Source organism: Halalkalibaculum sp. DA384 (assembly GCF_043951955.1).
In the GTDB taxonomy this organism is placed as follows: domain Bacteria; phylum Bacteroidota; class Rhodothermia; order Balneolales; family Balneolaceae; genus JAMQKA01.
The window spans coordinates 1-23,157 of sequence record NZ_JBINJE010000045.1 but is presented as its reverse complement, the minus strand read 5'-3'; the positions used below and the strand labels follow the sequence as shown (position 1 = coordinate 23,157).

The following is a 23,157-nucleotide window of genomic DNA, read 5'->3' as shown; positions in this document are numbered from 1 at the left end:
ATACGACCTGCAGGAGGATCCGATGGAGCTGAACAACCTGTACGGGCAGCCGGAATACGCCCAGCGGACGCGGGAGCTGAAAGAACGGCTGCGCGGCCTGCGGACTCAATACCGGGATACGACGGGCCCTCCGATACAATTGAATGAGGATCAGTCTGGAAAGTAATTACCGGATCCTTTTTAAAAATCAAGTGACTGCTGTGAGTTTTTACTGGAAGATCAAATTAACAACTCCAAACGGGATCACCTAAAACGTCCATTCGTGGTTTAATACCAAGGCCCGACCTGGTGGAGGCAGCCATGCGACCGTCCACACGTTGTGGAGCGCCCTCGGCAATAGAGGTAGTAACATAACTGTTGAAATCAGTAGAGCTAAAAATAAATTCCGGGGGGGTACTGTGGGCAAGATGAGCAATTGCTGCAGTTATGATATCTCCTCCCCAACTATCTTCCAAAGTCATTGCTATACCCAAAGAAACACAGAGGTCTCGAGCTTGCCTGGCACGGGTTAACCCACCGAATTTGCTGATTTTGATATTGACCACATCCATGGCTCGGTCATTAACTCCTTGTAATATCATCTCCACAGAATCTATAACCTCATCAAGGATGAACGGCAGGTCCGTATGTTCCCGAATTGAGTGACATTCCTGGTAGGAATTACATGGCTGTTCAATATATACATCAACATCTGCTACATTTTTTACTACACGCATTGCATCATGTTTCAACCAGCCCGTGTTTGCATCCGCAACTAAAACATCATCGCTATCAAGGACATTACGAACAGCGCGGATACGATCTATATCGTCATTTGCATTCCCACCAACTTTGAGTTGAAATTTTTTGTAGCCTTCTGCTTTGTAGTTAGCGACATTTTCAGCCATTTCGTCCGCCGGCCGTTGGGATATTGCTCTGTAGAGAGGAACATTCTCTCCATAACGCCCTCCAAGAAGCGTGCAGACAGGTTTATCAGCCGATTTGCCGAGTATATCCCAGCAAGCCATATCTATCGCCGATTTAACATAGGGGTGGCCCTTTAACAAATAATCCATCTGGCGATTGATCTTCTGCAGCTGTGTAGGGTCCTTTCCAATAAGTTGAGGGGCCATTTCCTTTAACCCCGTGCGTACACCACGGGCATAGGCAGGAAGATACACCGGGCCCAACGGACACACTTCCCCAACACCCGTAATGCCAGAATCAGTTTCCAGCAGGACAACAGTACTGTCAAACACGTCAACGCTTTTCTCTTCTGACCAGTTGTAACTACCTTCGTGGAGCGGAAGATCAACCTGATAAACCTTAATACTCGAGATTTTCATAGAATAAGTTTGATTTAATGTTTTTGATGTGGGTTAACTGGTTATGCTATTCAACTTTTTTAACAGACCCGTTGATAATTTGATGGCAAATACCAGAATATTTACCGAATTTGATTTGATAAAAGATAAAGTTATAACTTTAAAAGTATATGCTTGGGTTTATAGTACTTTTTTTTCTAAAACTGTTAGTTTTTTAATCACTTCCCTTTCAAATATTAAATCTATTTTATATAAGTCCCCGACTGGGGTGGTACCCCTGTCCTTCAGTTCTTGGATTTTTAGTTGAATAGTCCGAAAAATGGGAAGTTGAAACCAGCTGACCCCAATTATGCAAGCCCCTTAGTCTTGGTTTTCTATCGGCTTTTTTCCATGCCAAGGAAGTAAAAAAATCGAGGAAATCGGTAAGGCCCAAAAGGAATTCGTCTTTAATTTATAAAATCGAATTTCCTATTCCGGTTCCGTATACCAAATGGCAATATTGAACTGTCCAAAAATAATCGCAATCAACAAAACCAAAATATTATACCACAGAAACGGCAGGTAGCTAATTGTGCTGACGCCCAAGGTCGTGGCCATGAAAATTCCACCATCTGTCCAGGGTACCATGGGAGTAGTTACGGTGCCACCTGCTTCAGTATTACGGGAAAGAACCCTTCTGTCGATACCCATTGAGCTGTACCTTTTTTCGGTAAGCGTACTGGCTGTAATAAGCGAAACGTAAGCAGCACCGCCGAAAAAATTGCCGAAGAATCCGCTCAATATAGTGGAGGTGGTCAACTTCCCGACGGTATCGGCCCACGCGAGCAGTTGGTTGCCAATAACCTGGAGTATGCCCACTTTTCTCATCAGTCCTCCCAGTCCCAATGCGAACATGATTAAAACGATGACGCCATACATAGATTCAATTCCCCCCCTGTTCAGCAAGGTGTTTATAAATGCTGCATCTGTTTCTATTAAGCTGCCAGAGTACAGTGACCGAACTGAATCAAGGGTATTCAAGTTTTGAAAGGCTCCGGCACATACAACGCCAAGCAAGGCACCAAACGTAATTACCGGTAGTGAAGGTAATCGAAATACCAGTAGTACAATGACCACGACAGCGGGGAGCAATAGGTATATACCGGTATTAAAATGTGTGGAAATGGCCTCCCGAAATAGCGTCGCCTGGCTTAAATCAACGTTGCTACCGCCATAATTAAATCCTGCAATTAAAAACAAAACGAATGCAATTCCCGCTGCAGGAATACTGATATAGAGCATTGACTTTACGTGATCTATCACCCCTACCTGGCATAATGAAGCGGTCATAATTGTAGTGTCGGATAACGGGGATAATTTATCACCCAAATAAGCTCCCGATATAACTGATCCTGCTACCAAAGGCAATGAAAAACCAAATCCTTGACCAATGCCCATCATGGCAATCCCAACAGTTCCGACAGTACCAAATGAGGTGCCAGTTGTAAGAGATGTAACACCACAAATGATAAATGCTGAAGCAAGAAAAGTTTCCTTGTTCATGATCGATAAACCATAATAAATGATACTCGGTACTATTCCCCCCGCAATCCAGGACCCAATCAGGGCCCCAACACCTATGAGGATTAGCGCAGCATCCAAGCCGCTGTATATCCCTTTGACCAGTCCATGTTGCATATCTGAATAACGAAATCCGATCTTTATACCGAGGCCAATTACGATAAACCAGCAGGCAAACAGCGCAAGTTGAATAGGCAACTGTAGCTGGGCAAGGGAAAAAAACAATATTGCCAGAATCAGTATCATTACAGCAATAACTTCCCATTTCGTCGGGAGCCGAAAATCATTATCCATAGTTCTGTATTTGATTACATCTCTAATATCGGGCAAGCTAAGGAATTCCTTAAATACATTAAGGAGAAAAGACTATAACAAAATAGAATTAACAAATTGAATACTTTTTTGCTATTTACTGGCACAAAATTAAATTAAGGAAGGGTTTTGGAATGAATTTAAAATCCACAGTTCATTCATTTCTTTTAACAACGTGCTTCATTGTGCCTTGCAAGTCTCAGTGTCAGCCTGTCAGCTGTATGCGAAATCCCGGGTGAGGAAACAGCCGGCAGGCACAACTCTTTGATATACCGGCGGCTGGGTGATACACATGGAGGAGTGATCTGCGAAACGGCAACAACATTGCCCGTCAGGTTTTGGATTCCCCAATTGCCAAAAGTGGAGTTGCATATTCAGGATAAAGAAAGGAACCCTTATTCTTTAATAAAAGTCCATTTGGCCAGCAGTTTGGTGCCGGGATCAATAACCACTTCCTCAGGTTCTTTTTCGACAGGAATTGTTAGTTTCATAGTCCGTTGATCCATAACGTATTTTTTAACGTCCGGCAGAATTTCATCATCACCGTAGATCCCGATTTCTATGGGTATTTCAAACTGAAACTGCTTAGCTTGAACCTGGCTTAACTGTATCTCTACATTTTTTTGATTTGGATCATAGCTCCAACTACCATCCAATGCCGGATTCCCTCCCTGATATAGCCACTGGTTGAAAAATGTATCCAAATCTTTTCCCGATGCCTCCTCCATCTCAAATTTGAAATCAGATGTGGAAGCAATGGAATTCACGTAACGACGGTAATAAGACTGAATTCCCCTTTTAAAGGCATGGTCACCTACCAAATTTCGCAACATATGCAGTACCCAGGCCCCTTTTTGGTAGGTAGCACGACTGGTAACCGGCCCGGACTCGGCAGAGCGAGGAGCAATTATTTTGTACCCTGGATCACCTTCATAATAGTCGAAAACACGCTGACGGGCTTTTTGCAGTTCGTTGATAAAATCGTTGCGCCCATATGCGTGTTCCCGGAATAGCATGGTAAAATAGGTGGCAAATCCCTCACTCAGCCAGGCATCATCCCAAGTGGATTCGGTAACCGCATTCCCAAACCAGTGGTGGGCCACTTCGTGGACGATCACATTGTGAAGCCAGGGGGTTTGTTCTTCCTTGATTGCGTTTTCTGAATAAAAAACGGCCGTTGATGCCTCCATCCCCCCGCCAACACTCGGTGACTGAACATTGGCCAACTTTTCGTATGTGTACGGACCGATATATTCGCTGAAAAACCGCAGAGAGTGTGTTGTGGGTTCTGCAAAATTCTGGAAGCCGATTACCCGGTCCTGTGGGTACACCCAGCTTTGTATCGATTTACCCTCGAATTCACCAAGATATTGTACGGCAAATTCTGCAACCCCAACTACAAACAGCCAAGAGGGAATCGGGACAGAATGTTTCCAGTGCGTAAGCTTTTGCCCGTTGCCCAGGTTTGACTCTTCCTGCAGCAGCCCGTTGGAGATGACCTGGTAATGCGAGGGCGCGGTGATTACCATTTCTGACGTGGCCTTTTCGTAGGGATGGTCGATTACGGGAAGCCAGTGCCGGGCCCGGTTTGGCCAGTTATTGCTAAAAAACTGCGGTCGCCATACTTCGTTTCCCCAATCCGGAGGCCATCTGCCGGGGTGCCCGCATAGGTGACGGTTATCTGCAGGATTTCACCACTCGCAGCAGGTTCCGCAAACTGGATTACCAGTGCATCATTTTCATGGGTAAATTGGAGTGTTTTCCCCCCGGAGGTGACCGACTCAACCACCATGCCCCTGCCGTCCCGGGCAGAGGTGCGGTTGATCAGGTCAAGACGCATCTGTTGAAGATCGTCCTTTTTGAAAGAGACCGTTACCGTGGCCTCGCCCTTAATCTCATCTGACTGGTCTGACAAGGTAAGCGCGAACGCGTAATGCTGAATGTCAATATCATGGTTTTTAGGGTAGTCGTCGGCAAAAAGATTACCGGCGGCATAAAAGAAGACGGAGAACAGAAGCAGTATTTTTTTCATATGCCATTTATCAATTATTTACCGGGACCCTACGAGCACCAACTCGGCCCTATATTCAGGTGCTAATATTAACACGTTACCCAATTTAAGTTGACCTGGCAAAATATTGCCGTATATAAAATTATATTCTGCAAGTATTCAATACATAATGATTAGTTGATGGAGGTAAACCTCAGTTGGCTCTTTATGAGAGGTTTAACTATATACTCGAACCAAGGGTGGCAGGTACAGAGCCCGGGAGCGTCGAATAGTTTTAATCCCTGATTCTTCATCGTCTTGTCTAGTCTCGGAACTTTCAGAACGAAGAAGTGAGGGTCTTGCAAAGCCCTCCTCAAAATTAAATGTGATTTTATGAATAGTGTTAATCATCTACTAATCGATAAAGCGGAAATAATACCGTTTTCAACTTGTACCGTTATCCTTTTTCTTCTGATGATTTTTGGGTGTGACCGTAGTAATCCCAACGTGTTGATTATCGGCGACTCAATTTCAGCCGGGTATACCCCTTTTGTCCGGGAAGCCCTGGAAGGAAAAGCAGTTATCGAACGTATTGAGGGTAATGCTGAACACACTGGTACCGGGCTAAATAAAATACACGACTGGCTGGGCTCGGATAATTGGGATATCATTCTTTTTAATTGGGGGTTGTGGGATCTCTGCTACCGGCATCCTGATGCGAAAGTGTATGGAAACAGGGATAAAATTAACGGGACCATCACCAATACCCCTGATGTTTATAGGAAAAACCTGGATTCGATTGTGGATATTTTAAAGAATACCGGTGCCAAGCCAATATTCATCACCACTACCTGTATACCTGAGAACGAAGCCGGAAGATTTAAAGGGGATGAAAAAATCTATAATGAAGTTGCCCTGGAAGTGATGGCAAGACATAGGATACTGGTATACGATTTGTATAACATATCCTGCAAAGTTCATGCTAAACATGCTGTTGCTGATGGAGATGTCCATTTTACAACTGAAGGGTATGAACAACTATCCAAGGGTATCATAACGATGCTGGAGAGGGAACTCGGGTATTTGACGACAAGGTAGTTGTAGTATCAGCTTACCTTGTCAACAGGTGCTATGAACGTGGATATAATATATTGCTAGATGCCACTGAAATACTGTTGTTTGGCCATCCCAAACTCCTGTATACACATCAGGCAGAGAAGATATTTCGAAGGCCTCTGCTAATCACGTAATTCAGTTATCTAATCGTAATGAGTTTCGTACCGGTTTTGCTGGTAAGCGTAATAATTTCCTTGAAGTTCACTTTCCGACCGTGCAGTGACAAAATTACTGCCGAAACAATAACTAATCCGTCCCCGAGTATCCATACTTGAGCATGAGAGGTATTTTCAAAAAAAAGTTAAATTTTTTAGAGCAAAAAAGCCCCTAACTCTTTGAAAGTCAGGGGCTTATGAGAAGCGATCCGGACGAGATTCGAACTCGCGACCTCCTGCGTGACAGGCAGAAAACAAGCTATTCTTATAAATTCTTTAACTTTCGTTTAAATTACTCTAAATCGTTGAATACCATAAGCCTAAGGGTTATCTTAGTTCTTAGAAGTTCTTTTAAATTAGGCTTGTTTCGTTGAATTTCCTAGTACCAATCTAGTACCAGCCTAGTACCAACAACTAAACCTTAGTGTTATGGCTAAACAGTATTTAACAGACCAGTTCCTAAGAAATGAAGGGGGAAACGGTAAGCGTGTTGAGATTTACGATAAACATGATATTGACCCCGAAACTCAACGATTAAAACGAAAAGGAGTTAAAGGGTTATTAGTAAGGATCACGAAAGCAGGGAATAAGTATTTTTATTTCAATTACTGGCATAATGGGAAAGCAAAAAAATATAAGATTGGAGATTATCCAGATATTGGAATATCCGAAGCTAGAGAAATAGCACGTAAAATAAAGGCACAAGTTAACGAAGGGATTGACCCCCAAGCTGAAAAGAATAAGCGGAAACAAGCTCCAGACCCCCAAACATTCAAAGAGCTGGCCGAAGAGTTTACCGAAAAGTACTTACCGACCCTAAGAGAGAAAACCCGAAAAGAGTATAAGCGAATCATTGATACAGAGTTGACCCCAAAGTTAGGTAAGTACCCCATTAAGGATATAACGCCTAATCAAATTATTAGTTTGTTAGATGCGAAAGCCTATGGCAAAAAACCCGCACCTGTAATGGCTAATCGTATAAGAGCAAGGTTATCAAAGATATTTAACTTTGCTATTGACAGACGGTTGATTGACTCGAACCCCGTTGAGAAAGTTTCCAAGTATAAGAAAACGAAACAGGGCAAAGACGTTGAGCAAAAGCGTAACCGATACTATAAGCCCGAAGAGATTCAGAACCTATGGGAGCATTTCGATAACTGGAGCGAACCTACAGGATCGGTTTTAAAAATGCTGCTCATTACAGGGCAAAGAAAGACCGAAACCATGCAGATGAAATGGGATGATATTCGGGGGGATGTATGGACAATACCGGCTGAACTCGCTAAGAACAAAGAGGAACACCTAGTACCCCTTTCTCCTATGGCTCTTGAAATCATTGAGGAAATGAGGCCAATAACAGGGGAAACCGACTATGTTTTTTGTTCTCCTAAAGAAGATAACGCCCCTATGAAATGGCTAACCAGAGCAAGGGTAACGATTCAGGAAAAATCTAAGGTGTCTGATTTTCGACCCCATGATTTAAGACGTACCGTTGCTACTTACATGGCAAAGTTAGGCGTTGACAGAACCGTATTAGGAAAGATTCTAAACCACAAAAGTTTAGCTGGAGACGATCAAGTTACAGCTATTTACGATCGGCATGGCTATGAAGATGAAAAACGACAGGCAATGAACCGATGGAGCCACAAACTAAAACAGATATTAGAAGAGAAAGAAACGAAAATTCACAAAATTGGATAGTGTTATGAACCCATTTGAAGAAAGAAGAAATAAACGAAATCAGTTGTTTAAGGGATTAGCAACTCCTTACCGTGCAATAGTTGAGGATGATTTAGTAAAGTCCTGGATTACTAAGGCATGGAAAGAACCCCCAATGTCATGGACAATGAAGTACCCTGACAAAGAAGCTCAATTGATTTATGAACGATTTTTGCAACTTAAAAACGGTTTAGAATATCTGCTATCTGAAGTGGACCATCCATATTATAAAAAGGCTGTTCCTAAGATAGAAAAGGGGTTAGCAGAAGTTAAAAAAGCACTTACTTATTTTGAAGAAAAAGAAGATGTAGAAACAGAAGTTAGGATTTTTAAAAATTACGACTACGATTTAAGCGCACCGGATATTCAAGAGGGATTAACCGAAAGATGTTTAAAAGAAATTAAGGAAATCAGTAAGAAATATACTCGAAAGGGTTCTAAGTTTGTTCTGCAAAAAGCCTTTGAATGTAGCTTTTGCAAGTTTGAAATAAATGAAGGCAAAAAAGAAGAAATAGGGAGTTGGGAAACGTTGAGAAACCGACTTAAGGACAATCATCCCGATATTTATAAGAAAACCCATAAACAATAAAAAATCCTGTACAAGTCTATACAAAGCTATACAATTCTATACATCATAAATAACCGTAAACTACTGTCTCCCAGTGGTTTATAGATTCTATTAAGTTTATAGTTGCCCTCCTTATTAGTACCTTATAGTAGTTAATCGAAACAAAAAAGAACTGCTATAAGATGAAAGATTTAGACATTATACGCCCCAAAAAATTGTGCTCCATTCTGGATATTCATATCAGTACGCTTTACCGCTGGATGGATGAAGGAAAGTTACCTATCGAGAAAGTCAGTTTCGGCCCCAGAGCCGTTGGATTCCGAAAGTCTGATGTAGAAAAATGGCTTTCAGGAGAGCTAGAAGATGAACCCCAAAAAGAAGTGGCATAAAAAAAGGCCTGGAGTGTATAGCTCCAAGCCCGAAGGAAAACCGCTTCTATAATACGGTTTTCTTAATTGCCCTTCAAAAAATACGGAGGAAAACCAGATGGATTCAGCAACCAGACAAAACCAAGTAAGGAAAGTTTTTGAGGCTTTTAAGGAAGAGCCTAAAACGATGAAAATGGTATCCGTTGAAACGGGTATCCAACGTGCCAACATCTGTTGGTATATCCGAGATTTTCGAGAGCAAAATAAAGTGGCTCTTGTTAAAGAAGATCGTTGTCCTATAACGAAACACCCAGCCCAATTTCTGACAACAGACCCAGATAAGATAGATAAAATTCATTCTCAATTAGAGCTTGAAGAGGCCTAACAATGAGTAATATAGGCAAACGATTTACAGACCCTTCAGTTTGGGAGAAGCCCTATTTTTCAGCTTTAGATACCAAACAACGGCTTTTCTGGCTATACCTGAATAATAGATGTGATCTTTCAGGCGTGTTCCAGCTTCATTTCCCAGTTGATACGGCTTATTTAGGCTTTCAGATAGATAGAACCTTTATAAAAACCTTCATAGAGGCCGTTAATTCCGATGCTAAGAGGATAGAACCGCTTGAAGGTCAAAGGCTATGGCTTAGGGGGTTTATCCGTTACCAGCAAGTAGGTGAAGAGGGGAGCCTATCCACTAAAGCTGGCCCCCACAAGAGTATTGTTAAAAAGCTCAAAGAACATGGCATTTACAGCAAGGCCGTTGAAGATGACCCCGAACTATTCAGCAATTATACAGGTGAAGTAACCGAAACAACTGAACCGCCTCCAGATGATTCTAACAAGGATAATAAGGGTAAGGATACCCTAACGGAAGGGTACGCTAAGGGGTATAGTAGTAGTAATAGTTCTAGTAATGGTAAAAGCTCTAGTAAGGGTAAAAATCATAGTTCCCCCCCTGATTTAATTAGCAAAGCCCAATCAGTTTTAAATGCTTACCCCAAAAAAAATAAAGGTGGTTCGGATTTACCATTACTGGCAGATATTGAAGATGTGATGAAAGACCTAAAAACCGATGGAGTAAAAGACCCTGAAAGTTATCTGTTAAATGAGATTGATAAACTGAATCGAAAAGATGCACCTAAACCGAATGTGTTTTTTAGTGAATTAAAACAGCGAAAGGAAGTGCCTTTTTAGCTGTTTTCTGTTCAGTACGCAGTAGGTCACTAAAGGACTATGAATATGATAGGATATTGTAACTGTATGAAATACAAAGAGTTAAACGACTAATAGACATGAAAATAATTACTAATAAAGCACTTAAAACAACTTTGGTACTAGTATGGTACTAGAAAATGAGTTATAACCCCCGAAATTATGGACAAAGCAGATAAACAATTTTACAGCATAATGATATTTCTAATAGCAGTGATTCTGTTAGTAGGGATTTACTTTTAACCTAAACCAAATATTTAAACGATATGAAAAACCTAAAGAAACCAGCCGAACTTGACTCGCATAAGAAATGGCAGGAAGCCCAGCAGAAAACCAAAGCAATTGAGCAAAATATCAAAGATGCTAAGCAAAAGCTCAAAACCGCTCAAAAGAAATTGCCAAAGCTGGAAAAACAGAGTAACCGCCTTTACCAGAAAGATGATATTAATCTGGATGAAATGAAGCGTGTTGATAATCAGATTGAGCAATGCAAAAAAGATATTATCAGTTGCAAAGAAGATTGGCAGGATTTAGAAGAGGAACTGGAAGCCCAGCGACTGAAAACAGCAGAAGCTAAACAGGAATTTCTTGAAGAGGCTTCAAAGCAAGCCGAAAAGATCGTTGATGAATTTATGCCACTACTTCACAAGGCCAAAGCGTACAAAGATCACATTGCAATGTATAGCACCTATAGCGGTTTGAGCCTAAATTCTATTGATAATGAGTGCATGTACTACTGGACAATAAACGACCCAGAGGACTTTCTTAGCGGATTTAAACAACGTGCCAAAGCTCTTCAAAATAAAAACTTTAAGAATCGTGATTTACGAGAACTTCAACCACAACAATAAGCAAAAAATAAGGTGAATTATTATGACACTTCATACCAGAAAAGCTAAAAAACCGACACTTAATAGACAGCAACGGGAAACGCTCAATTTCTTTAAAGAAGAGAAGCGACAGGAGTATATCACTAATATTTCTGCACATAGTGGTATGAATCCCGAAAAGCTATCAAAATTGGGCTTTAAGACGCTCAAAGAAATAAACGAAGGGATAGCACCACAGGTGAACGAAAGCGAAGCTATCGAGGCTATGACACCACCTTCAAGTGCGGATATTATCCGTAACAAGCGCAATAATAATACGGATGAAACCCCTAAAAGTGATAACCCAGCCGTTAATGCTATGACTCCAAAGTCAACGGCCGAAGTCATTAAGCAGAAAAGAAGCTAATCAGACCTATACGGGTTCAAACCCCCCGAAGATCCCTTGCATACGGCAGGGGTAGGGGGTTCTATCAATTATAGGTTTGAAGCCTGTAGAAGCCAAAATTAAGCGATAACCAAAGATTTAAAACCGTTTATAATGAGTGAATATAACAGTAGTTGGAAGAGGAACCGAAGCCGTAAAAGTTGGGATATTAAGACCCTAAAGTTACGGATTCAGGACGCTTTGAAGTCTATTGAGCCTGTTTTCTTAGGTGAAGCCGGTAAGGACTATGACAAAGAGGAAATGCAGATGAAATTAAAAGCTGCTCATGCCTATTCACAGCTGGCCGGTAAGCACCGAAAACTAACAGAGATTGAGGATTTAGAGGAAAGAATAACCGCCCTAGAAGAGCAAAATAACCTTAAAAAAGTAGGTTGATTATGAGATCACAACGTAAACGAATTGAGCAACTGGAAGAGGAAACCGACAGCGTACCTAATGCAGATTTTAGCGTGTTATCAGATTCAGAGCTTGACTTCTATATCGAAACACTTGAAAAGGCTGGCTATGACTGGAACAGAGAGGGGGATTTATCATTGCTTACCCAGCAGGAAATTAACCGACTTGAAAGCCTAACCGAAAAAGCCCAAACAGTATGAAATCACAAAAACGAAGAGTACAAAAACTGGAATCAGTTACCATGAATGAGCGTGAAGATGTACCCAATAATTTAACAGGTATTTACGCTCTTGAAGATGATTCAGAAACGGATACATCTAAGGCATTAGACGCCTTGTATAATCCAAATAGAGGAACCCGAAACCCAAACGATGCAATATGAGAAGTTCACAGCGTAAACGTATTGAAAAGTTAGAAAGTAGAAACCAGCAACCGACAGCACCCCCAGCCGTTGAGCGTGTTATTTACGATAGCAGGGAGCAAGTAGAAAATCCCGAACGGTTTAATAAGGTGCTTATTCACGAAACCGATAACCGTAAAATATTTGAACTCGAAAGAAAATGAAGTCTTTAGAAAAGCGACTGGAACGGATAGAAGCCCAGCAAGTTACCAGAGATTATAAACCCCCTTATGTAGCTATCATTAAAGAGGATGGAACTGTAAACGTTTCCCATACCAATGAGGATGATTTTCAGCTACCTAATGAAGAGGCGTTAAAAAGTTGGATTGAATCGAATAACTTAAACGAATCCGATTACATTCAAGTGATTATTGTTAATTCACAGGGAAAAGCCCCAGACGTGTAATAACAGGCATACTATACCCCTTTCACCCTTCCGATCTACTCTCTATGGCTAAATTTAAAAGCCGTTTCTGGCCTGTTAACGGCATTTTTCGGAAATTCCCGTTTATAGCATATCTGGCAAGTTTCAATCCCACCAAGGCAAAAAAAGCCCCGACCACTTTTAAATAGGCGAGGCAGGAAAACGCATTAAACTATTTACTGTTCTGAATTTGCTGCCACTCTTCTTGTGTTATCATAAACACATGAATTGTATTTTCTTCTGGCTTTGGCAATTCGTCTGTGTCGATAACCCCAGCATTCTCCAATTCATTAAGATTACCATCAATATCTGCAGGACTTAGTGTATAAGCAGCACCGGAGGCAACGTCAACAACAACTCCAAGAAGCCACCAAGAAACAAGATTGCCTAAAATGGTAGTAGCTCCATCAAACTTTTTGTTAATCTTAACCTTTACATCTTCATACCCATCCTTTTGAAAGGTAACAGTATGGCTTTCGCTTCTGGCTAGTTGTGCAGATGTTGGAGTTTCCCCTTTATTTATTTCATCTATTAAAACCTCTGCTCCAGAAGGTGAAGAGTTGAACCGCACTTCTGCAGTACTGCCTTTAAAAATAGTTGCACAGCTTGTTAAAAAGAATGATACGATTAGAAGAGTTGCAATAGGTGCTTTATGAGTGAATGACATAGTAATACCCTTTTGATGTGATTAATGTTGTACCCAATTAAAAAATATAAAATGACTGATTATCTATTATTTTCAAAAAACTATCAGGGGGTGGGGATTACGCACTAAAACAGCCCCTTATTTGAGATCGTTTTAACAGGGGTAACGATTAGAAACCTAGTACCATTCTAGTACCAGAACAAAATAACGCCCTTAAAAGAAGAGATATTCTAAAAATAAAAAAGCCCCTAACTCTTTGGGAGCTAAGGGCTTAGTAAGAAGCGATCCGGACGAGATTCGAACTCGCGACCTCCTGCGTGACAGGCAGGCGTTCTAACCAGCTGAACTACCGGACCGTATGATAATTACTAAATTAATTTCAAAAGGCTATATGTAATCATTACTCCTGCCGTTTTGAGAGCTTCAAATATAACGTTCTTATCGGTCCTATGTCAAGATAAAATTCAAATAAAATATATTCGAAAAGAAAGAAAATTCAGTTATAATGAGGGTAAAGATAGAAAGCGCCATGATGAATCTAACGCCATCATTTACTGAAGTTTCTCACAACGTAGAAGTTGAGGTCCGACCGCTCTATCTTGAAGACAAATCGAATCCTGTAGAGCGTAAACACGTCTTTGTCTATTTTATTACAATCCGGAACCGGGGAGAAGGGAGCCTGCAGCTTTTAAAAAGACACTGGCTGATACAAGATTCTATTGGCCAAACATACGAGGTCGACGGCGACGGGGTGGTTGGCAAGAGACCGATTATTGAGCCGGGAACATCGTTTGAGTATAACAGTTCGTGCGTACTCAAATCATACAGCGGGGTGATGGAGGGGTATTACGTTATGGAACATGAGGAGTACGGAACCATCAAAGTGAATATCCCGAGATTTGCGCTTCGTGCGCACCGCTTAAACTAGTAGCATTTTTCGGCGCGGGACTGCGAGACTGGGAAATGATTTTATAAAAAAGGAGGGCCGCAAGTATCAGTTGCGGCCCTCTGTCGGGATGGTGATGGGATGTTAGGGATAGATTCTTATATTTTTAACGCTTCATCAAGTGCATTTATTATAGTGTCGCTTTGCGGTTTTACATCACTTCGAAAGCGGTGCAGTAACTTTCCATCTTTACCAATCAAAAACTTTTCAAAATTCCATTTGATCTCGCCAGTAAAATCAGGGTTATCTTGACTGGTTAAATAATCAAATAGTGGATTAATATCGTTCCCTTTTACTGAGATCTTGGAAAACATCGGGAACGTAACTCCGTAATTTGCCTTACAAAACTTTTTTATCTGGTCATCCGTTCCAGGTTCCTGTCCTCCAAAATTATTCGCAGGGAAACCCAAAACTACAACTCCTTTGCCTTTATATTTCTCATAAAGAGCTTGCAACCCTTCGTACTGAGGAGTATATCCGCATTCGGAAGCGGTATTAACAATTAAAAGAACATTACCTTCAAACTGTTTTAGGGGGATCTTTTCTCCTTCAATATTATTAAGTTCAAAATCGTGTACGGAATCTGTTGTTTTATCCGTTCCTGAAAAACTCACTAACGAAACAATCAATAAAATTAAAAGAGACTTCATAAGTTTGACCCCTTTTGTTCAACGCTGAAAGTATAAGGTTTAAATGTGAATATTACATGAAGAGTTCCCAATGAAATATAATTTCCGCGAAAATCGTACGTATTCCGTTCTTTTATTATTTATATCACTGTTGATGCCCCTGTCTATTACTGAAGAAGCGCGTGCCCAGATGTTTTCCGTAGAGGAGAATGAACCGGTGCGGGAGCGTTCATTAATACCGCCAAATGCCGTTTACCTGGGGTTGGAGCCGGTTGAGTTCACCTACCAGGGAGATGTCTCGGATGCCAATAGCGGAGCCTACGCCTTTGACGGCCCGCTATTGCGAATGCGATTTGAGACCTACGGGTTCGAAGCGTATATAGGGGTAGGAGGTCGGTTGACCGGCATCGATGACATAGGGTATTTTGATGCCGGGGCCAAAGCTGTGCGAGGATTGCGCCTCGTCCGCCAACCAGGCTTTCAGTTTCAGATTCCACTGCAGATAAAATCAAGTATTAATACGGTGACCAACAACCAGGGTGTGGCCGGCGATGCACAGTTCCGGCAGGGAACCCTGGAATTCGGCGCGGGTGCGCAGGTGAATGCCCGACTGGGACAACAGGTTCGAATCTCCGCTGCGGCGATTCCAAATTACGGGTTCTCTTTTGCAACAGGCGGTATCTTCGGGGGACAAATTTATGAGCTGGAAACTAAGAGTCGGCTTTACGTAGACCGGGTATTCGGCGATGTGGGAATCACGGCCGGCTGGGATTACGGATTCAAGCGGTTTGATGTTGAAGAAAATGAGTTCGATTACAATCTTCGGTCATACAGTTTCATTATTGGAATAACGTTTTAAATTGATAGCATGAAATCGGAAAAGCTACTTCTTGAGCTAGAGCAACTTGTGGAACAGGCCGGGTATGAAATACGCAAAGAGCGGGGTACATTTCGCGGCGACCACTGTATTGTGGAGGGTGAGAAGCTTGTTGTCATCAACAGGAATCGCCCGGTTGAGTTGCAGGTGGGTATTCTGGCGCGTGTACTTCAAAAGCTGAACATGCAGGATACCTACATAAAACCGGTTGTCCGGAAACACCTGGAGGAGCTTTGGGATCGGTTCAACCGGTTTGGGGAAAAAGAAATGGATGAACTCGACTTTGACCAGGAATAATGAAATTTACTTTTCTAGGTACCGGAACATCTATGGGCGTCCCCACAGCCGGGGGTTTTGGCAGTGAACGTTTAAAGGGGGATCCGCGTGATGAACGCTGGCGCTGCTCGGCCTGGATCGAGACAGAGCAATCTTCGATTGTGATCGATACGGGGCCGGAATTTCGCCTGCAGACCCTGCGGGCGGGTATTACCCGGGTGGATGCTGTCCTGATTACCCATGAGCATATGGATCATATCTCCGGACTAGATGATCTGCGCCCTTTTTGCTATAAGCAAAAGCAGACCATACCGGTTTATACCTCCCAAACCTGTAAAGAATCGATCAAACGAAGGTTTGAATATATGTTCGGACCGGACCGGTACCCGGGGGCTACCTCGGTTGAACTGAATGTGATTGAAGACTCGTTCCAGTTTCAGGATCTGAGAATCACCCCGTTGCCTGCCAACCACGGCAAGGTGGATGTGCTGGGTTTCAGGGTGGGGAATATATCCTACCTTACCGATGTAAAGGAGATTCCTGAATCTACCGAGAAGTTGATCAAAGGTTCAGAAGTGATGGTGCTGAGCGGACTTCGCTGGAAACCGGAGCACCCTACGCACATGACCATTCCCGAGGCCGTAGAGAAGGCTACGAAACTGGAAATTCCCCGTACCTATCTGATCCACATGAACTCCAGGGTCAATCACAAACAGAGCAATCAGCGCCTGCCGGAGCATGTACGCCTGGCATACGATCAGCTAATATTGGAAGTGGATTAGTCTGGAGCAGCTGATTATAACTTATCTCCGGGCACCGCGTTGCCACCGTTTCAACGGTAGTGTTAAACCTGCGGAGTGAGTCCGGAACCGGTGCCTACAGAAAGGATTTTGTTTCTTCAGACTCCTCTAGTGCAGTCACAATTTTTTTGACTCCCTGCGCCTTGTCCAGATTACAGATCAGGATAGCCTTGTCGGTCTCCACAATCGCCAGGTTTTCAACGCCCACCAATGCAATCATTTTGTCGCTTTGCGTTTGGACCAGGTTATTGGAAGCCTGTTCAGTCTTCAGGTGCTGTGTTTGTACGACGTTGCCATGTTCATCTTTGTCGCGTAATTCGTAGAGAGCGGTCCAGCTGCCCACATCGTTCCAGCCGAATTCTCCGGGTACCACAAATACGGATTTAGCGTGCTCCATAATCCCGTAGTCGATAGATACGGAGGGGCAGTGTTCATAAAAACGGCGGAGCGTGTCGGGGGAGTTGGGATTTGCAGTAGCGAGCTTTTTCAATTGGGTATAAATCTCAGGCTGAAAAGCCTGGAATTGTTCTATGATCGTCGTGGCTTTCCATACAAACATGCCGCTGTTCCAAAGATAGTTGCCTGCACTGATAAACTCCCGGGCCTTTTGTTTGTTGGGTTTTTCAGTGAACTTATTGACTTTGCGAACATCATGACCGTTGACGGTTTCTCCGCTGTCACTGTCAAACTCAATATATCCATAGCCTGTTTCTGCCCGTTCCGGCTGAATGCCGATGGTTACCAGGCAGTCCTCTTCTGCCTTGGCAGCGGCTGCTTCAAGGATGGAGATGAAGCGTTGTTCCTGCCTGATGTAGTGATCGGCGGGTAACACCACCATGGTAGCGTCGGGGTCGCGCTGCCGCAGCAATCCCGCGGCAAAAGCTATGCAGGGCGCCGTATTCTTGGCCACCGGTTCGCCCACGATATTTTCTCCGGGAAGATCGGGCAGCTGCTGCTCTACCAGTCCTATGTATCGGTCGTTGGTAATGACCAGGATCTGTTCAACGGGGATCCGCTTCCTGATGCGGTCGGCGGTCATCTGCAGCATTGTTTTGTCGCCGAACAGGTTGAGAAATTGTTTGGGTGTTTCCCGGGTGCTTTTTGGCCAGAATCGGGTACCGGAACCCCCGGCCATAATGACGGCATGTAACATGTTAAGAAGTTGAATATTGGGTTTTAGCATCCGCGCAGGGCGGAAAAGTTGATTGAGTTGAAGGTAGGGAATTGACACGGAATAATGAAGCAGACAATGGAGTGATGAAGCAGTAAATAAAAAGGTCCTGCTTTTACACAGGACCTTTGAGGGTTTGGGATGGGATGGTAGGTTGAGAACTTAGTTTTGTTTTTTGGGCTGTACCACATTTTCCACTACATGAACCACCCCATTGGAGGCTTCAACATCTCCCTCCTTAACCGGTGCGCCGGTATTGGGTTCTACTTCATCAGATCCAAGGGTTCCCCTGAACAGATGGGTTATGACCACATTTTGCAGCTGATCGGGATTTTCTTTCAACTGGTCAGTGTCAATACCCGATTTTTCAAAAGCTTCATCGGTTGGGGCGATCACGGTAAAAGGCCCTTCCTGGGTGAGCAACTCCGGTAACTGTGTTTCTGCCAGTAACTCGGAAAACGTACTAAGCTCATTATTGGAGTTTACCACCTCCATAACCGTATCGTCCTGGGCCTGTACATTATTTATGCCGATACCGATAGCTAATGTAAATACGAGAAGTCCGGTAGAGAGTATATTAAATACTTTTTTCATAACTTTTTCCTATATCTGGTTAGTCTTGGATGACAGTAAATGGCTGCCGGTTTATTGTTCAAACCGCTCTCTTCCCTTATTGTTGCTGCCTTTTAAAGCTTCTTACATTACTTAACACCGGCCCCTTGTCTTTTTATCTTTTTAACAATGTTTGTCTTTATACGGCCATTTTATGGCCGATTGCTGAGCGGCATTTTACACTACGATCCCTTTTCAATACATGAATGTGATATGAGTTGAGTCGACAGAAGTTGACTTCCTGAGTGCCAGGAACGGACAAGCTGGTAGGACGTGCTAAAATCAACTGTTACACCGAAACTTGGGTGTGCTCCACTTTGGTCAGCGTAAAGCTGAAGGTCGACCCGACGTTGGGTGTGCTGTCGATGAAAAACCGCTCTCCGTGGGCTTCCATGATATGCTTGACGATCGCCAGCCCCAGTCCCGTGCCCCCCTTTTCGCGCGAGCGCGATTTATCTACCCGGAAAAAGCGTTCGGTCACCCGGTCAATATATTTCTGATCGATACCGATGCCTGTATCCTGTACAAACACCTCCACTTTCTCATCGTTCTTGGGATATGGCTTGATGCCGACGGTAACCCGCCCACCCGGCTTGTTATACTTGATGGCGTTTTCGATCAGGTTGATAAGCACCTGTTTGATCTGGTTGCGGTCGGCGCTCACCAGCAGATTTTTGTCGAAGTCCTGCACCGAGATCGATACATTTTCTTTCCTGGCCTTGTATTGCAGGCTTTCGGTCACATCCATAACGACTTCACGAAGGTGAAGATCCTGTACATCGGACTTCAATTCGCCCGTCTCAAGCTTGGAAATTTCCATCAGGTCCTTGGTCAGGAATATCAGGCGGTTAACGTTGCGCATCGCCTTTTTCAGGAATTGCCGGTTGACATCGGTATCGTCGATAGCCCCGTTGAGCAGTGTTTCGATGAATCCCTGGATCGCAAAGATCGGCGTTTTCAGCTCATGGGAGATATCCCCGATAAACTCCTTGCGGTAATTCTCAATCCGGTTCAACCGCTGGATTTCCCGCTCCACGGTTTTACTGGCACGAATCGACTGCTTGATCAGGTAGTCGAGCTCATCTCGCCCGTCGGTGGTCAGGTTTTCGTAATCCTCAAACCGCTTTCGGGCTATATTGCGGGCGATGTAGTTCAGGGTTTCCAGCCGGTCAGATTCGGCCCTTGATACGACAAAATAGATAACTACGGTGGAAAGCAATACCAGGAGGCCAGCACTCACGCCCGCAAAATACCATCCCTCCTGCAGGTAAAACCGGTTCAACAACAGCACAGATACCCCTATCAGCAGGGCAGAACGTATGGCGATTCTAAATGCCAGCCGGGAGCTCCGGCTGAAGGGTTGTTTCCTCATTCTTTAAAGCGATATCCTACGCCTTTTACCGTTTCGATATATTCGTCTCCCAATTTTTCCCGGATTTTACGCACATGTACATCCACAGTGCGATCCACAACATATATATTGTCGCCCCATACGTGGTTGAGCAGCGTTTGCCGGTCCATGACCTTCCCTTTGCGGCTGGCCAGGAAGTACAGCAGCTCAAACTCTTTTCGCGGCAGGTGGAACTCCTCCTCCCCGCGGGTGACGATGTAGCGATCCTTGTCGATGGTAATATCGTGTACATCCAGTCGGTTGACCGGCTCTTCGGTTTCTTCAAACCGCCGGAGAACCGCCTTGATCCGGGAAATAAGTTTTGTCGTGCTGATCGGCTTGGTGATATAGTCATCGCCGCCTTTGTCGAGCCCCTCTACTTCCGTCTTTTCGTCGCCCCGGGCGGTCAGAAAAATGATGGGGATACGTTTCAGATCTTCGTCATTCCGCATCACCTCTACCACTTCCAGCCCGTCCATCTTGGGCATCATGATATCGAGGAGTACGAGGCTGGGCCTGTGCTCGCGGGCCACTTCGATGCCCTCTTCACCATCTTCTGCTTTCAGGACGTCAAAGCCCTCTTTTTTCAGGTTGTATTCGATAAGATCCAGCAGATCCTGCTCGTCATCGACTATGAGAATGGTTTGCTTGTCAGCCACGATGTCAAAATTATCTATTTGGGATTAAACCTTGCAAGATACGAAAATATCCTGTCGGATTTACGCTCCAATAGTACAAACGAGCCTGTTCAATTTAAAATGAGGGGTGTTAAGTTATTGTTATCTATTCGCCAGGGAATGAAACAATGACTTCAGCTCTTACTTGTTGAGCATGCTGAGCGCCTTTTTGACCAGTTGCTGGAGATCATCAGGCGACCCATTATGCCGGGCGGCGGCCACCACCGCTTTTTCCGCTTCTCCCTTGCGGAAACCGAGGGACTCCAATGCCGATACAGCCTCTTTTTTGAGGCTTCCAGGCAATGATTCCGATCCATCCGACACGTTTTGCGGAACGCCCATCGATAGATCCGCAATTTTGTCTTTTAATTCCAGGATCATCCGTTCGGCCGTCTTTTTGCCGATTCCCGTAATCTGTTTCAGTGCATCTTTGTCGGATTGCACCAGCGCCGCTGTAATCTGCGTGGCGGGCAGCCCGGAGAGTATCGTGAGCCCGAGCTTTGGTCCCACCCCTTTTACGGTGATCAACAGTTCGAAAAGCTCTTTTTCTTCGGGCGTGGCAAAACCGAACAGTCGCTGATCGTTGTCGGTAATGTGATGGTAGACAAGCAGCTTGACTTCAGTGCCCTTTTTAGGGAGCTGTTCCAGTGTCTGCGTTGATATTTCCACTTCATATCCCACCCCGTTGACATCGATGATGGCAAATTCCTGTTGCTTGGTCTCCAAATTTCCTTTTAAATATGCAATCATGTAATCAGTCTTTTACGCGATCGGGATTCTGCTGAACAAAGTCGGCCCAGCTCGACTTACTGCTGTTTTGGTGCTTTTTTTTCTTGCCCCCGGGGATACGGCCTCCGATACTGTTCCTCTTCATCAGGTGGCACCACGCCACCGCCAGTGCATCCGTGGCATCATTGGATAACTTGTCTTTGGGCAGCTGTACAGTCTTGTTTAACATAAACGCAACCTGCTGCTTGCTGGCGTTGCCATTCCCGGTGATCGATTTTTTTACCTCCTTGGGATAGTATTCGGTGATGGGAATACCCTGGTTGGCTCCCGCCAGCATTATGGCGGCCTGGGCCCGCCCCAGCTTAAGCATGGCCAGGGGATCCACTCCATATACCGGCGTCTCCACCGCCAGCGAGGTGGGGTTAAACGACTTGATCAGTTTCGAAACCCGGTCATAGATAACCTTTAGTCGTTCGGAATGCTCCTCAATATCGGCCAGACGAATGGTGTCGCAGCGCAATGCCTTGAGAGAGCCGCTTTCTTCCGTTAGAATGGCATAGCCGGTATTCCGGGAGCCGGGATCGATCCCTAAAATGATATCAGGCATAAAAGTTCGGTGTAATATAAAAGCAGTTGTTATCCTTGTTCAATATAACAGAATGCACCGACCCAAACATAACGCAATAGCGAGGGCATCCTAAAAAGCCGCGAAAGCTTTTTCCTTTTGGGTTTCTTAATCAGCTTTCCAAAGACGCGACATGTCGCGCCTCAACGAGCCCCATGCCAGCTTTGGCTGGAGCGGTTGCCCCATTCACCGCCTATATTTTTACGTTCTTTTTGGATCAATCCAAAAGGAACACCTGTATTATAGGAATAGGCTTCTTTTGCTTTTGGAGTTTTATTTCCTTCTTTCCCATTCATTTTTTGTGCGGACAAAATGAAGACTTTATTGCTTGGAGATAGCCTTCCATTTCTGATGGTATCTTCAACAACTTTCTTAGGTGTTTCTTTTTTGAACGAGCAAAAAAGAAACGAAAAAACTCGCCGCCTGAGAATTTTTTGTGGCGTTTCCTGCGCCGCCGCTAAAACCATTGAACTCGATCCGCTGAAAAACGCGGATCTCAGACAGCAATGGTTTCTTTACGCTCTGGCTCCGGGCACTTGATTCCACAAAAAATTCTATAGGGCGGTGGGGAATGCTGAATTAAAAATTTGGAATGGAGAATGGATCTTGGTGGGCAGCAGAAAATGGCAGCCCTGCTTCCGGCCTTGGTAAAGTTGACCGCCCGGAAGGGTGCGGAGGGGAGCGTGAAGAAAAAATCTGTGATTTTTTTAGCGGAACGACGCCCCCTTCAGGTCAAGTTTACCTCAGCCGGCGATTTTTTTCGTTTATTTTTTCATCGGTGAAAAAATGAACACCCCCGAATTTGTAGTAGGCAGCTCCAACGGTGTTTACCGGACAACAGTCATTAAAAATCAGGAATGAAGAATGGAGAATGGGTCTTGGTGGGCAGTGAATAATTGTAGATCTGCCTTCCCAGCCTTGAATGGGGCGCGAAAGCCAAAGAAAAATCCAGTACAGACGCGACATGTCGCGTCTCA

Annotated in this window: 32 protein-coding genes and 1 tRNA gene; 19 read left to right on the top strand and 14 right to left on the bottom strand. The window is 44.0% G+C overall.

Translation table 11 applies throughout. From position 1 onward, the window contains the following. Positions 1 to 7: 7 nt before the first annotated feature. The gene (locus ACG2E4_RS16920; RefSeq protein WP_395277313.1) at positions 8 to 166 is read left to right on the top strand and encodes a hypothetical protein; all 159 of its coding nucleotides are present in this window, start codon (positions 8 to 10) and stop codon (positions 164 to 166) included. Between the two features lie 58 nt (positions 167 to 224). On the opposite strand, the gene ACG2E4_RS16915 is transcribed toward ACG2E4_RS16920, so the two are convergent. From ACG2E4_RS16915 to ACG2E4_RS16900, 4 genes are all read right to left on the bottom strand, one after another. Continuing rightward, on the bottom strand, positions 225 to 1,325 hold the full coding sequence (locus tag ACG2E4_RS16915; protein WP_395261472.1) for a cis-3-hydroxy-L-proline dehydratase: 1,101 nt from the start codon (positions 1,323 to 1,325) through the stop codon (positions 225 to 227). Positions 1,326 to 1,772: 447 nt separating this feature from the next. Continuing rightward, positions 1,773 to 3,158, bottom strand: a complete 1,386-nt coding sequence (gene nhaC / locus ACG2E4_RS16910; protein ID WP_395261473.1) for a Na+/H+ antiporter NhaC — start codon at positions 3,156 to 3,158, stop codon at positions 1,773 to 1,775. 413 nt (positions 3,159 to 3,571) lie between these two features. Next, a complete protein-coding gene (locus tag ACG2E4_RS16905) occupies positions 3,572 to 4,738 on the bottom strand; it encodes a M1 family aminopeptidase (protein ID WP_395277312.1) in 1,167 nt (388 codons plus the stop codon). Further along, positions 4,738 to 5,208, bottom strand: a complete 471-nt coding sequence (locus tag ACG2E4_RS16900) for a hypothetical protein (RefSeq protein WP_395277311.1) — start codon at positions 5,206 to 5,208, stop codon at positions 4,738 to 4,740. The genes ACG2E4_RS16905 and ACG2E4_RS16900 overlap by 1 nt, the downstream gene beginning before the upstream one ends. A gap of 351 nt (positions 5,209 to 5,559) precedes the next feature. Between ACG2E4_RS16900 and ACG2E4_RS16895 the strand changes: the two genes are divergently transcribed. The 13 genes from ACG2E4_RS16895 to ACG2E4_RS16835 all read left to right on the top strand — a co-directional run bounded on the left by ACG2E4_RS16895 (position 5,560) and on the right by ACG2E4_RS16835 (position 12,784). Continuing rightward, a complete protein-coding gene (locus tag ACG2E4_RS16895; RefSeq protein WP_395277310.1) occupies positions 5,560 to 6,264 on the top strand; it encodes an SGNH/GDSL hydrolase family protein in 705 nt (234 codons plus the stop codon). A 602-nt stretch (positions 6,265 to 6,866) separates the two neighbouring features. Then, the gene (locus ACG2E4_RS16890; RefSeq protein WP_395277309.1) at positions 6,867 to 8,138 is read left to right on the top strand and encodes a tyrosine-type recombinase/integrase; all 1,272 of its coding nucleotides are present in this window, start codon (positions 6,867 to 6,869) and stop codon (positions 8,136 to 8,138) included. A gap of 4 nt (positions 8,139 to 8,142) precedes the next feature. Continuing rightward, on the top strand, positions 8,143 to 8,745 hold the full coding sequence (locus ACG2E4_RS16885) for a hypothetical protein (protein ID WP_395277308.1): 603 nt from the start codon (positions 8,143 to 8,145) through the stop codon (positions 8,743 to 8,745). Positions 8,746 to 8,906: 161 nt separating this feature from the next. Then, a complete protein-coding gene (locus ACG2E4_RS16880) occupies positions 8,907 to 9,113 on the top strand; it encodes a helix-turn-helix transcriptional regulator (protein WP_395277307.1) in 207 nt (68 codons plus the stop codon). A 97-nt stretch (positions 9,114 to 9,210) separates the two neighbouring features. Then, a complete protein-coding gene (locus ACG2E4_RS16875) occupies positions 9,211 to 9,477 on the top strand; it encodes a hypothetical protein (RefSeq protein ID WP_395277306.1) in 267 nt (88 codons plus the stop codon). A 2-nt stretch (positions 9,478 to 9,479) separates the two neighbouring features. Then, positions 9,480 to 10,289 carry a hypothetical protein gene (locus ACG2E4_RS16870; RefSeq protein WP_395277305.1) on the top strand — a complete coding sequence of 270 codons (810 nt, stop codon included), beginning with the start codon at positions 9,480 to 9,482 and terminating at the stop codon, positions 10,287 to 10,289. Positions 10,290 to 10,573: 284 nt separating this feature from the next. After that, positions 10,574 to 11,158: a hypothetical protein gene (locus ACG2E4_RS16865; RefSeq protein WP_395277304.1), complete on the top strand. Its 585-nt coding sequence runs from the start codon at positions 10,574 to 10,576 to the stop codon at positions 11,156 to 11,158. Positions 11,159 to 11,180: 22 nt separating this feature from the next. After that, the gene (locus ACG2E4_RS16860) at positions 11,181 to 11,543 is read left to right on the top strand and encodes a hypothetical protein (RefSeq protein WP_395277303.1); all 363 of its coding nucleotides are present in this window, start codon (positions 11,181 to 11,183) and stop codon (positions 11,541 to 11,543) included. A gap of 132 nt (positions 11,544 to 11,675) precedes the next feature. Further along, on the top strand, positions 11,676 to 11,957 hold the full coding sequence (locus ACG2E4_RS16855) for a hypothetical protein (protein WP_395277302.1): 282 nt from the start codon (positions 11,676 to 11,678) through the stop codon (positions 11,955 to 11,957). 2 nt (positions 11,958 to 11,959) lie between these two features. Next, positions 11,960 to 12,178 carry a hypothetical protein gene (locus tag ACG2E4_RS16850; protein WP_395277301.1) on the top strand — a complete coding sequence of 73 codons (219 nt, stop codon included), beginning with the start codon at positions 11,960 to 11,962 and terminating at the stop codon, positions 12,176 to 12,178. Continuing rightward, a complete protein-coding gene (locus tag ACG2E4_RS16845) occupies positions 12,175 to 12,360 on the top strand; it encodes a hypothetical protein (RefSeq protein ID WP_395277300.1) in 186 nt (61 codons plus the stop codon). Before ACG2E4_RS16850 ends, ACG2E4_RS16845 begins: the two co-directional genes overlap by 4 nt. Next, the gene (locus ACG2E4_RS16840; protein ID WP_395277299.1) at positions 12,357 to 12,542 is read left to right on the top strand and encodes a hypothetical protein; all 186 of its coding nucleotides are present in this window, start codon (positions 12,357 to 12,359) and stop codon (positions 12,540 to 12,542) included. Before ACG2E4_RS16845 ends, ACG2E4_RS16840 begins: the two co-directional genes overlap by 4 nt. Next, the gene (locus tag ACG2E4_RS16835) at positions 12,539 to 12,784 is read left to right on the top strand and encodes a hypothetical protein (RefSeq protein WP_395277298.1); all 246 of its coding nucleotides are present in this window, start codon (positions 12,539 to 12,541) and stop codon (positions 12,782 to 12,784) included. The genes ACG2E4_RS16840 and ACG2E4_RS16835 overlap by 4 nt, the downstream gene beginning before the upstream one ends. 190 nt (positions 12,785 to 12,974) lie before the next feature. On the opposite strand, the gene ACG2E4_RS16830 is transcribed toward ACG2E4_RS16835, so the two are convergent. Both ACG2E4_RS16830 and ACG2E4_RS16825 read right to left on the bottom strand, forming a co-directional pair. Beyond that, a complete protein-coding gene (locus ACG2E4_RS16830) occupies positions 12,975 to 13,469 on the bottom strand; it encodes a PEGA domain-containing protein (protein ID WP_395277297.1) in 495 nt (164 codons plus the stop codon). A gap of 261 nt (positions 13,470 to 13,730) precedes the next feature. Further along, positions 13,731 to 13,804: transfer RNA gene (locus ACG2E4_RS16825), tRNA-Asp, on the bottom strand. Positions 13,805 to 13,953: 149 nt separating this feature from the next. Here ACG2E4_RS16825 and apaG point away from each other — a divergent pair. Continuing rightward, positions 13,954 to 14,376, top strand: a complete 423-nt coding sequence (gene apaG, locus ACG2E4_RS16820; protein ID WP_395262450.1) for a Co2+/Mg2+ efflux protein ApaG — start codon at positions 13,954 to 13,956, stop codon at positions 14,374 to 14,376. A gap of 116 nt (positions 14,377 to 14,492) precedes the next feature. Here apaG and ACG2E4_RS16815 read toward each other — a convergent pair whose 3' ends face one another. After that, positions 14,493 to 15,044, bottom strand: coding sequence for a glutathione peroxidase (locus ACG2E4_RS16815; protein WP_395277296.1), 552 nt, complete (start codon positions 15,042 to 15,044; stop codon positions 14,493 to 14,495). 70 nt (positions 15,045 to 15,114) lie between these two features. Between ACG2E4_RS16815 and ACG2E4_RS16810 the strand changes: the two genes are divergently transcribed. Genes ACG2E4_RS16810 through ACG2E4_RS16800 form a run of 3 tightly spaced genes read left to right on the top strand, consistent with a single transcriptional unit; the run spans position 15,115 to position 16,958 of the window. Further along, complete coding sequence (locus tag ACG2E4_RS16810) at positions 15,115 to 15,882, top strand: hypothetical protein (protein WP_395277295.1); 768 nt, start codon at positions 15,115 to 15,117, stop codon at positions 15,880 to 15,882. Positions 15,883 to 15,891: 9 nt separating this feature from the next. Then, positions 15,892 to 16,197, top strand: a complete 306-nt coding sequence (locus ACG2E4_RS16805) for a hypothetical protein (protein ID WP_395262453.1) — start codon at positions 15,892 to 15,894, stop codon at positions 16,195 to 16,197. Beyond that, positions 16,197 to 16,958, top strand: coding sequence for an MBL fold metallo-hydrolase (locus ACG2E4_RS16800; protein ID WP_395277294.1), 762 nt, complete (start codon positions 16,197 to 16,199; stop codon positions 16,956 to 16,958). The genes ACG2E4_RS16805 and ACG2E4_RS16800 overlap by 1 nt, the downstream gene beginning before the upstream one ends. Before the next feature lie 94 nt (positions 16,959 to 17,052). Here ACG2E4_RS16800 and ACG2E4_RS16795 read toward each other — a convergent pair whose 3' ends face one another. The 7 genes from ACG2E4_RS16795 to ACG2E4_RS16765 form a co-directional block, all read right to left on the bottom strand. Beyond that, entirely contained in the window at positions 17,053 to 18,129 is a 1,077-nt protein-coding gene (locus ACG2E4_RS16795) for a mannose-1-phosphate guanylyltransferase (protein WP_395277293.1), read from the bottom strand. Positions 18,130 to 18,309: 180 nt separating this feature from the next. Further along, entirely contained in the window at positions 18,310 to 18,741 is a 432-nt protein-coding gene (locus ACG2E4_RS16790) for a fasciclin domain-containing protein (RefSeq protein ID WP_395262456.1), read from the bottom strand. A gap of 307 nt (positions 18,742 to 19,048) precedes the next feature. After that, complete coding sequence (locus ACG2E4_RS16785) at positions 19,049 to 20,131, bottom strand: sensor histidine kinase (RefSeq protein ID WP_395277292.1); 1,083 nt, start codon at positions 20,129 to 20,131, stop codon at positions 19,049 to 19,051. Next, positions 20,128 to 20,811 (bottom strand): response regulator transcription factor, encoded by a 684-nt coding sequence (locus ACG2E4_RS16780; RefSeq protein WP_395262462.1) that lies wholly within the window; start codon positions 20,809 to 20,811, stop codon positions 20,128 to 20,130. The genes ACG2E4_RS16785 and ACG2E4_RS16780 overlap by 4 nt, the downstream gene beginning before the upstream one ends. Positions 20,812 to 20,967: 156 nt before the next feature. After that, the gene (gene ruvA / locus ACG2E4_RS16775; RefSeq protein ID WP_395277291.1) at positions 20,968 to 21,576 is read right to left on the bottom strand and encodes a Holliday junction branch migration protein RuvA; all 609 of its coding nucleotides are present in this window, start codon (positions 21,574 to 21,576) and stop codon (positions 20,968 to 20,970) included. A gap of 4 nt (positions 21,577 to 21,580) precedes the next feature. After that, the gene (gene ruvC, locus ACG2E4_RS16770; RefSeq protein WP_395262459.1) at positions 21,581 to 22,162 is read right to left on the bottom strand and encodes a crossover junction endodeoxyribonuclease RuvC; all 582 of its coding nucleotides are present in this window, start codon (positions 22,160 to 22,162) and stop codon (positions 21,581 to 21,583) included. Positions 22,163 to 22,323: 161 nt separating this feature from the next. After that, positions 22,324 to 22,647, bottom strand: a complete 324-nt coding sequence (locus ACG2E4_RS16765; RefSeq protein WP_395262460.1) for a hypothetical protein — start codon at positions 22,645 to 22,647, stop codon at positions 22,324 to 22,326. Between the two features lie 125 nt (positions 22,648 to 22,772). On the opposite strand from ACG2E4_RS16765, the gene ACG2E4_RS16760 reads away from it, so the two are divergent. Next, positions 22,773 to 22,970: a hypothetical protein gene (locus ACG2E4_RS16760; RefSeq protein ID WP_395262461.1), complete on the top strand. Its 198-nt coding sequence runs from the start codon at positions 22,773 to 22,775 to the stop codon at positions 22,968 to 22,970. Positions 22,971 to 23,157 lie beyond the last annotated feature (187 nt).

Bases quoted from the DNA above. Each gene is read 5' to 3' on its own strand.
- ACG2E4_RS16890 (WP_395277309.1), top strand. From the start codon at position 6,867: ATGGCTAAACAGTATTTAACAGACCAGTTCCTAAGAAATGAAGGGGGA.
- ACG2E4_RS16915 (WP_395261472.1), bottom strand. From the start codon at position 1,325: ATGAAAATCTCGAGTATTAAGGTTTATCAGGTTGATCTTCCGCTCCAC.
- ACG2E4_RS16885 (WP_395277308.1), top strand. From the start codon at position 8,143: ATGAACCCATTTGAAGAAAGAAGAAATAAACGAAATCAGTTGTTTAAG.
- ruvA (WP_395277291.1), bottom strand. From the start codon at position 21,576: ATGATTGCATATTTAAAAGGAAATTTGGAGACCAAGCAACAGGAATTT.
- ACG2E4_RS16840 (WP_395277299.1), top strand. From the start codon at position 12,357: ATGAGAAGTTCACAGCGTAAACGTATTGAAAAGTTAGAAAGTAGAAAC.
- ACG2E4_RS16880 (WP_395277307.1), top strand. From the start codon at position 8,907: ATGAAAGATTTAGACATTATACGCCCCAAAAAATTGTGCTCCATTCTG.
- ruvC (WP_395262459.1), bottom strand. From the start codon at position 22,162: ATGCCTGATATCATTTTAGGGATCGATCCCGGCTCCCGGAATACCGGC.
- ACG2E4_RS16815 (WP_395277296.1), bottom strand. From the start codon at position 15,044: ATGAAGTCTCTTTTAATTTTATTGATTGTTTCGTTAGTGAGTTTTTCA.
- ACG2E4_RS16865 (WP_395277304.1), top strand. From the start codon at position 10,574: ATGAAAAACCTAAAGAAACCAGCCGAACTTGACTCGCATAAGAAATGG.
- ACG2E4_RS16835 (WP_395277298.1), top strand. From the start codon at position 12,539: ATGAAGTCTTTAGAAAAGCGACTGGAACGGATAGAAGCCCAGCAAGTT.
- ACG2E4_RS16795 (WP_395277293.1), bottom strand. From the start codon at position 18,129: ATGTTACATGCCGTCATTATGGCCGGGGGTTCCGGTACCCGATTCTGG.
- ACG2E4_RS16855 (WP_395277302.1), top strand. From the start codon at position 11,676: ATGAGTGAATATAACAGTAGTTGGAAGAGGAACCGAAGCCGTAAAAGT.
- ACG2E4_RS16845 (WP_395277300.1), top strand. From the start codon at position 12,175: ATGAAATCACAAAAACGAAGAGTACAAAAACTGGAATCAGTTACCATG.
- ACG2E4_RS16900 (WP_395277311.1), bottom strand. From the start codon at position 5,208: ATGAAAAAAATACTGCTTCTGTTCTCCGTCTTCTTTTATGCCGCCGGT.
- ACG2E4_RS16805 (WP_395262453.1), top strand. From the start codon at position 15,892: ATGAAATCGGAAAAGCTACTTCTTGAGCTAGAGCAACTTGTGGAACAG.
- ACG2E4_RS16895 (WP_395277310.1), top strand. From the start codon at position 5,560: ATGAATAGTGTTAATCATCTACTAATCGATAAAGCGGAAATAATACCG.
- ACG2E4_RS16790 (WP_395262456.1), bottom strand. From the start codon at position 18,741: ATGAAAAAAGTATTTAATATACTCTCTACCGGACTTCTCGTATTTACA.
- ACG2E4_RS16860 (WP_395277303.1), top strand. From the start codon at position 11,181: ATGACACTTCATACCAGAAAAGCTAAAAAACCGACACTTAATAGACAG.
- apaG (WP_395262450.1), top strand. From the start codon at position 13,954: ATGAGGGTAAAGATAGAAAGCGCCATGATGAATCTAACGCCATCATTT.
- ACG2E4_RS16875 (WP_395277306.1), top strand. From the start codon at position 9,211: ATGGATTCAGCAACCAGACAAAACCAAGTAAGGAAAGTTTTTGAGGCT.
- ACG2E4_RS16830 (WP_395277297.1), bottom strand. From the start codon at position 13,469: ATGTCATTCACTCATAAAGCACCTATTGCAACTCTTCTAATCGTATCA.
- ACG2E4_RS16760 (WP_395262461.1), top strand. From the start codon at position 22,773: ATGGAGAATGGATCTTGGTGGGCAGCAGAAAATGGCAGCCCTGCTTCC.
- ACG2E4_RS16870 (WP_395277305.1), top strand. From the start codon at position 9,480: ATGAGTAATATAGGCAAACGATTTACAGACCCTTCAGTTTGGGAGAAG.
- nhaC (WP_395261473.1), bottom strand. From the start codon at position 3,158: ATGGATAATGATTTTCGGCTCCCGACGAAATGGGAAGTTATTGCTGTA.
- ACG2E4_RS16800 (WP_395277294.1), top strand. From the start codon at position 16,197: ATGAAATTTACTTTTCTAGGTACCGGAACATCTATGGGCGTCCCCACA.
- ACG2E4_RS16850 (WP_395277301.1), top strand. From the start codon at position 11,960: ATGAGATCACAACGTAAACGAATTGAGCAACTGGAAGAGGAAACCGAC.
- ACG2E4_RS16785 (WP_395277292.1), bottom strand. From the start codon at position 20,131: ATGAGGAAACAACCCTTCAGCCGGAGCTCCCGGCTGGCATTTAGAATC.
- ACG2E4_RS16810 (WP_395277295.1), top strand. From the start codon at position 15,115: ATGAAATATAATTTCCGCGAAAATCGTACGTATTCCGTTCTTTTATTA.
- ACG2E4_RS16765 (WP_395262460.1), bottom strand. From the start codon at position 22,647: ATGGTTTTAGCGGCGGCGCAGGAAACGCCACAAAAAATTCTCAGGCGG.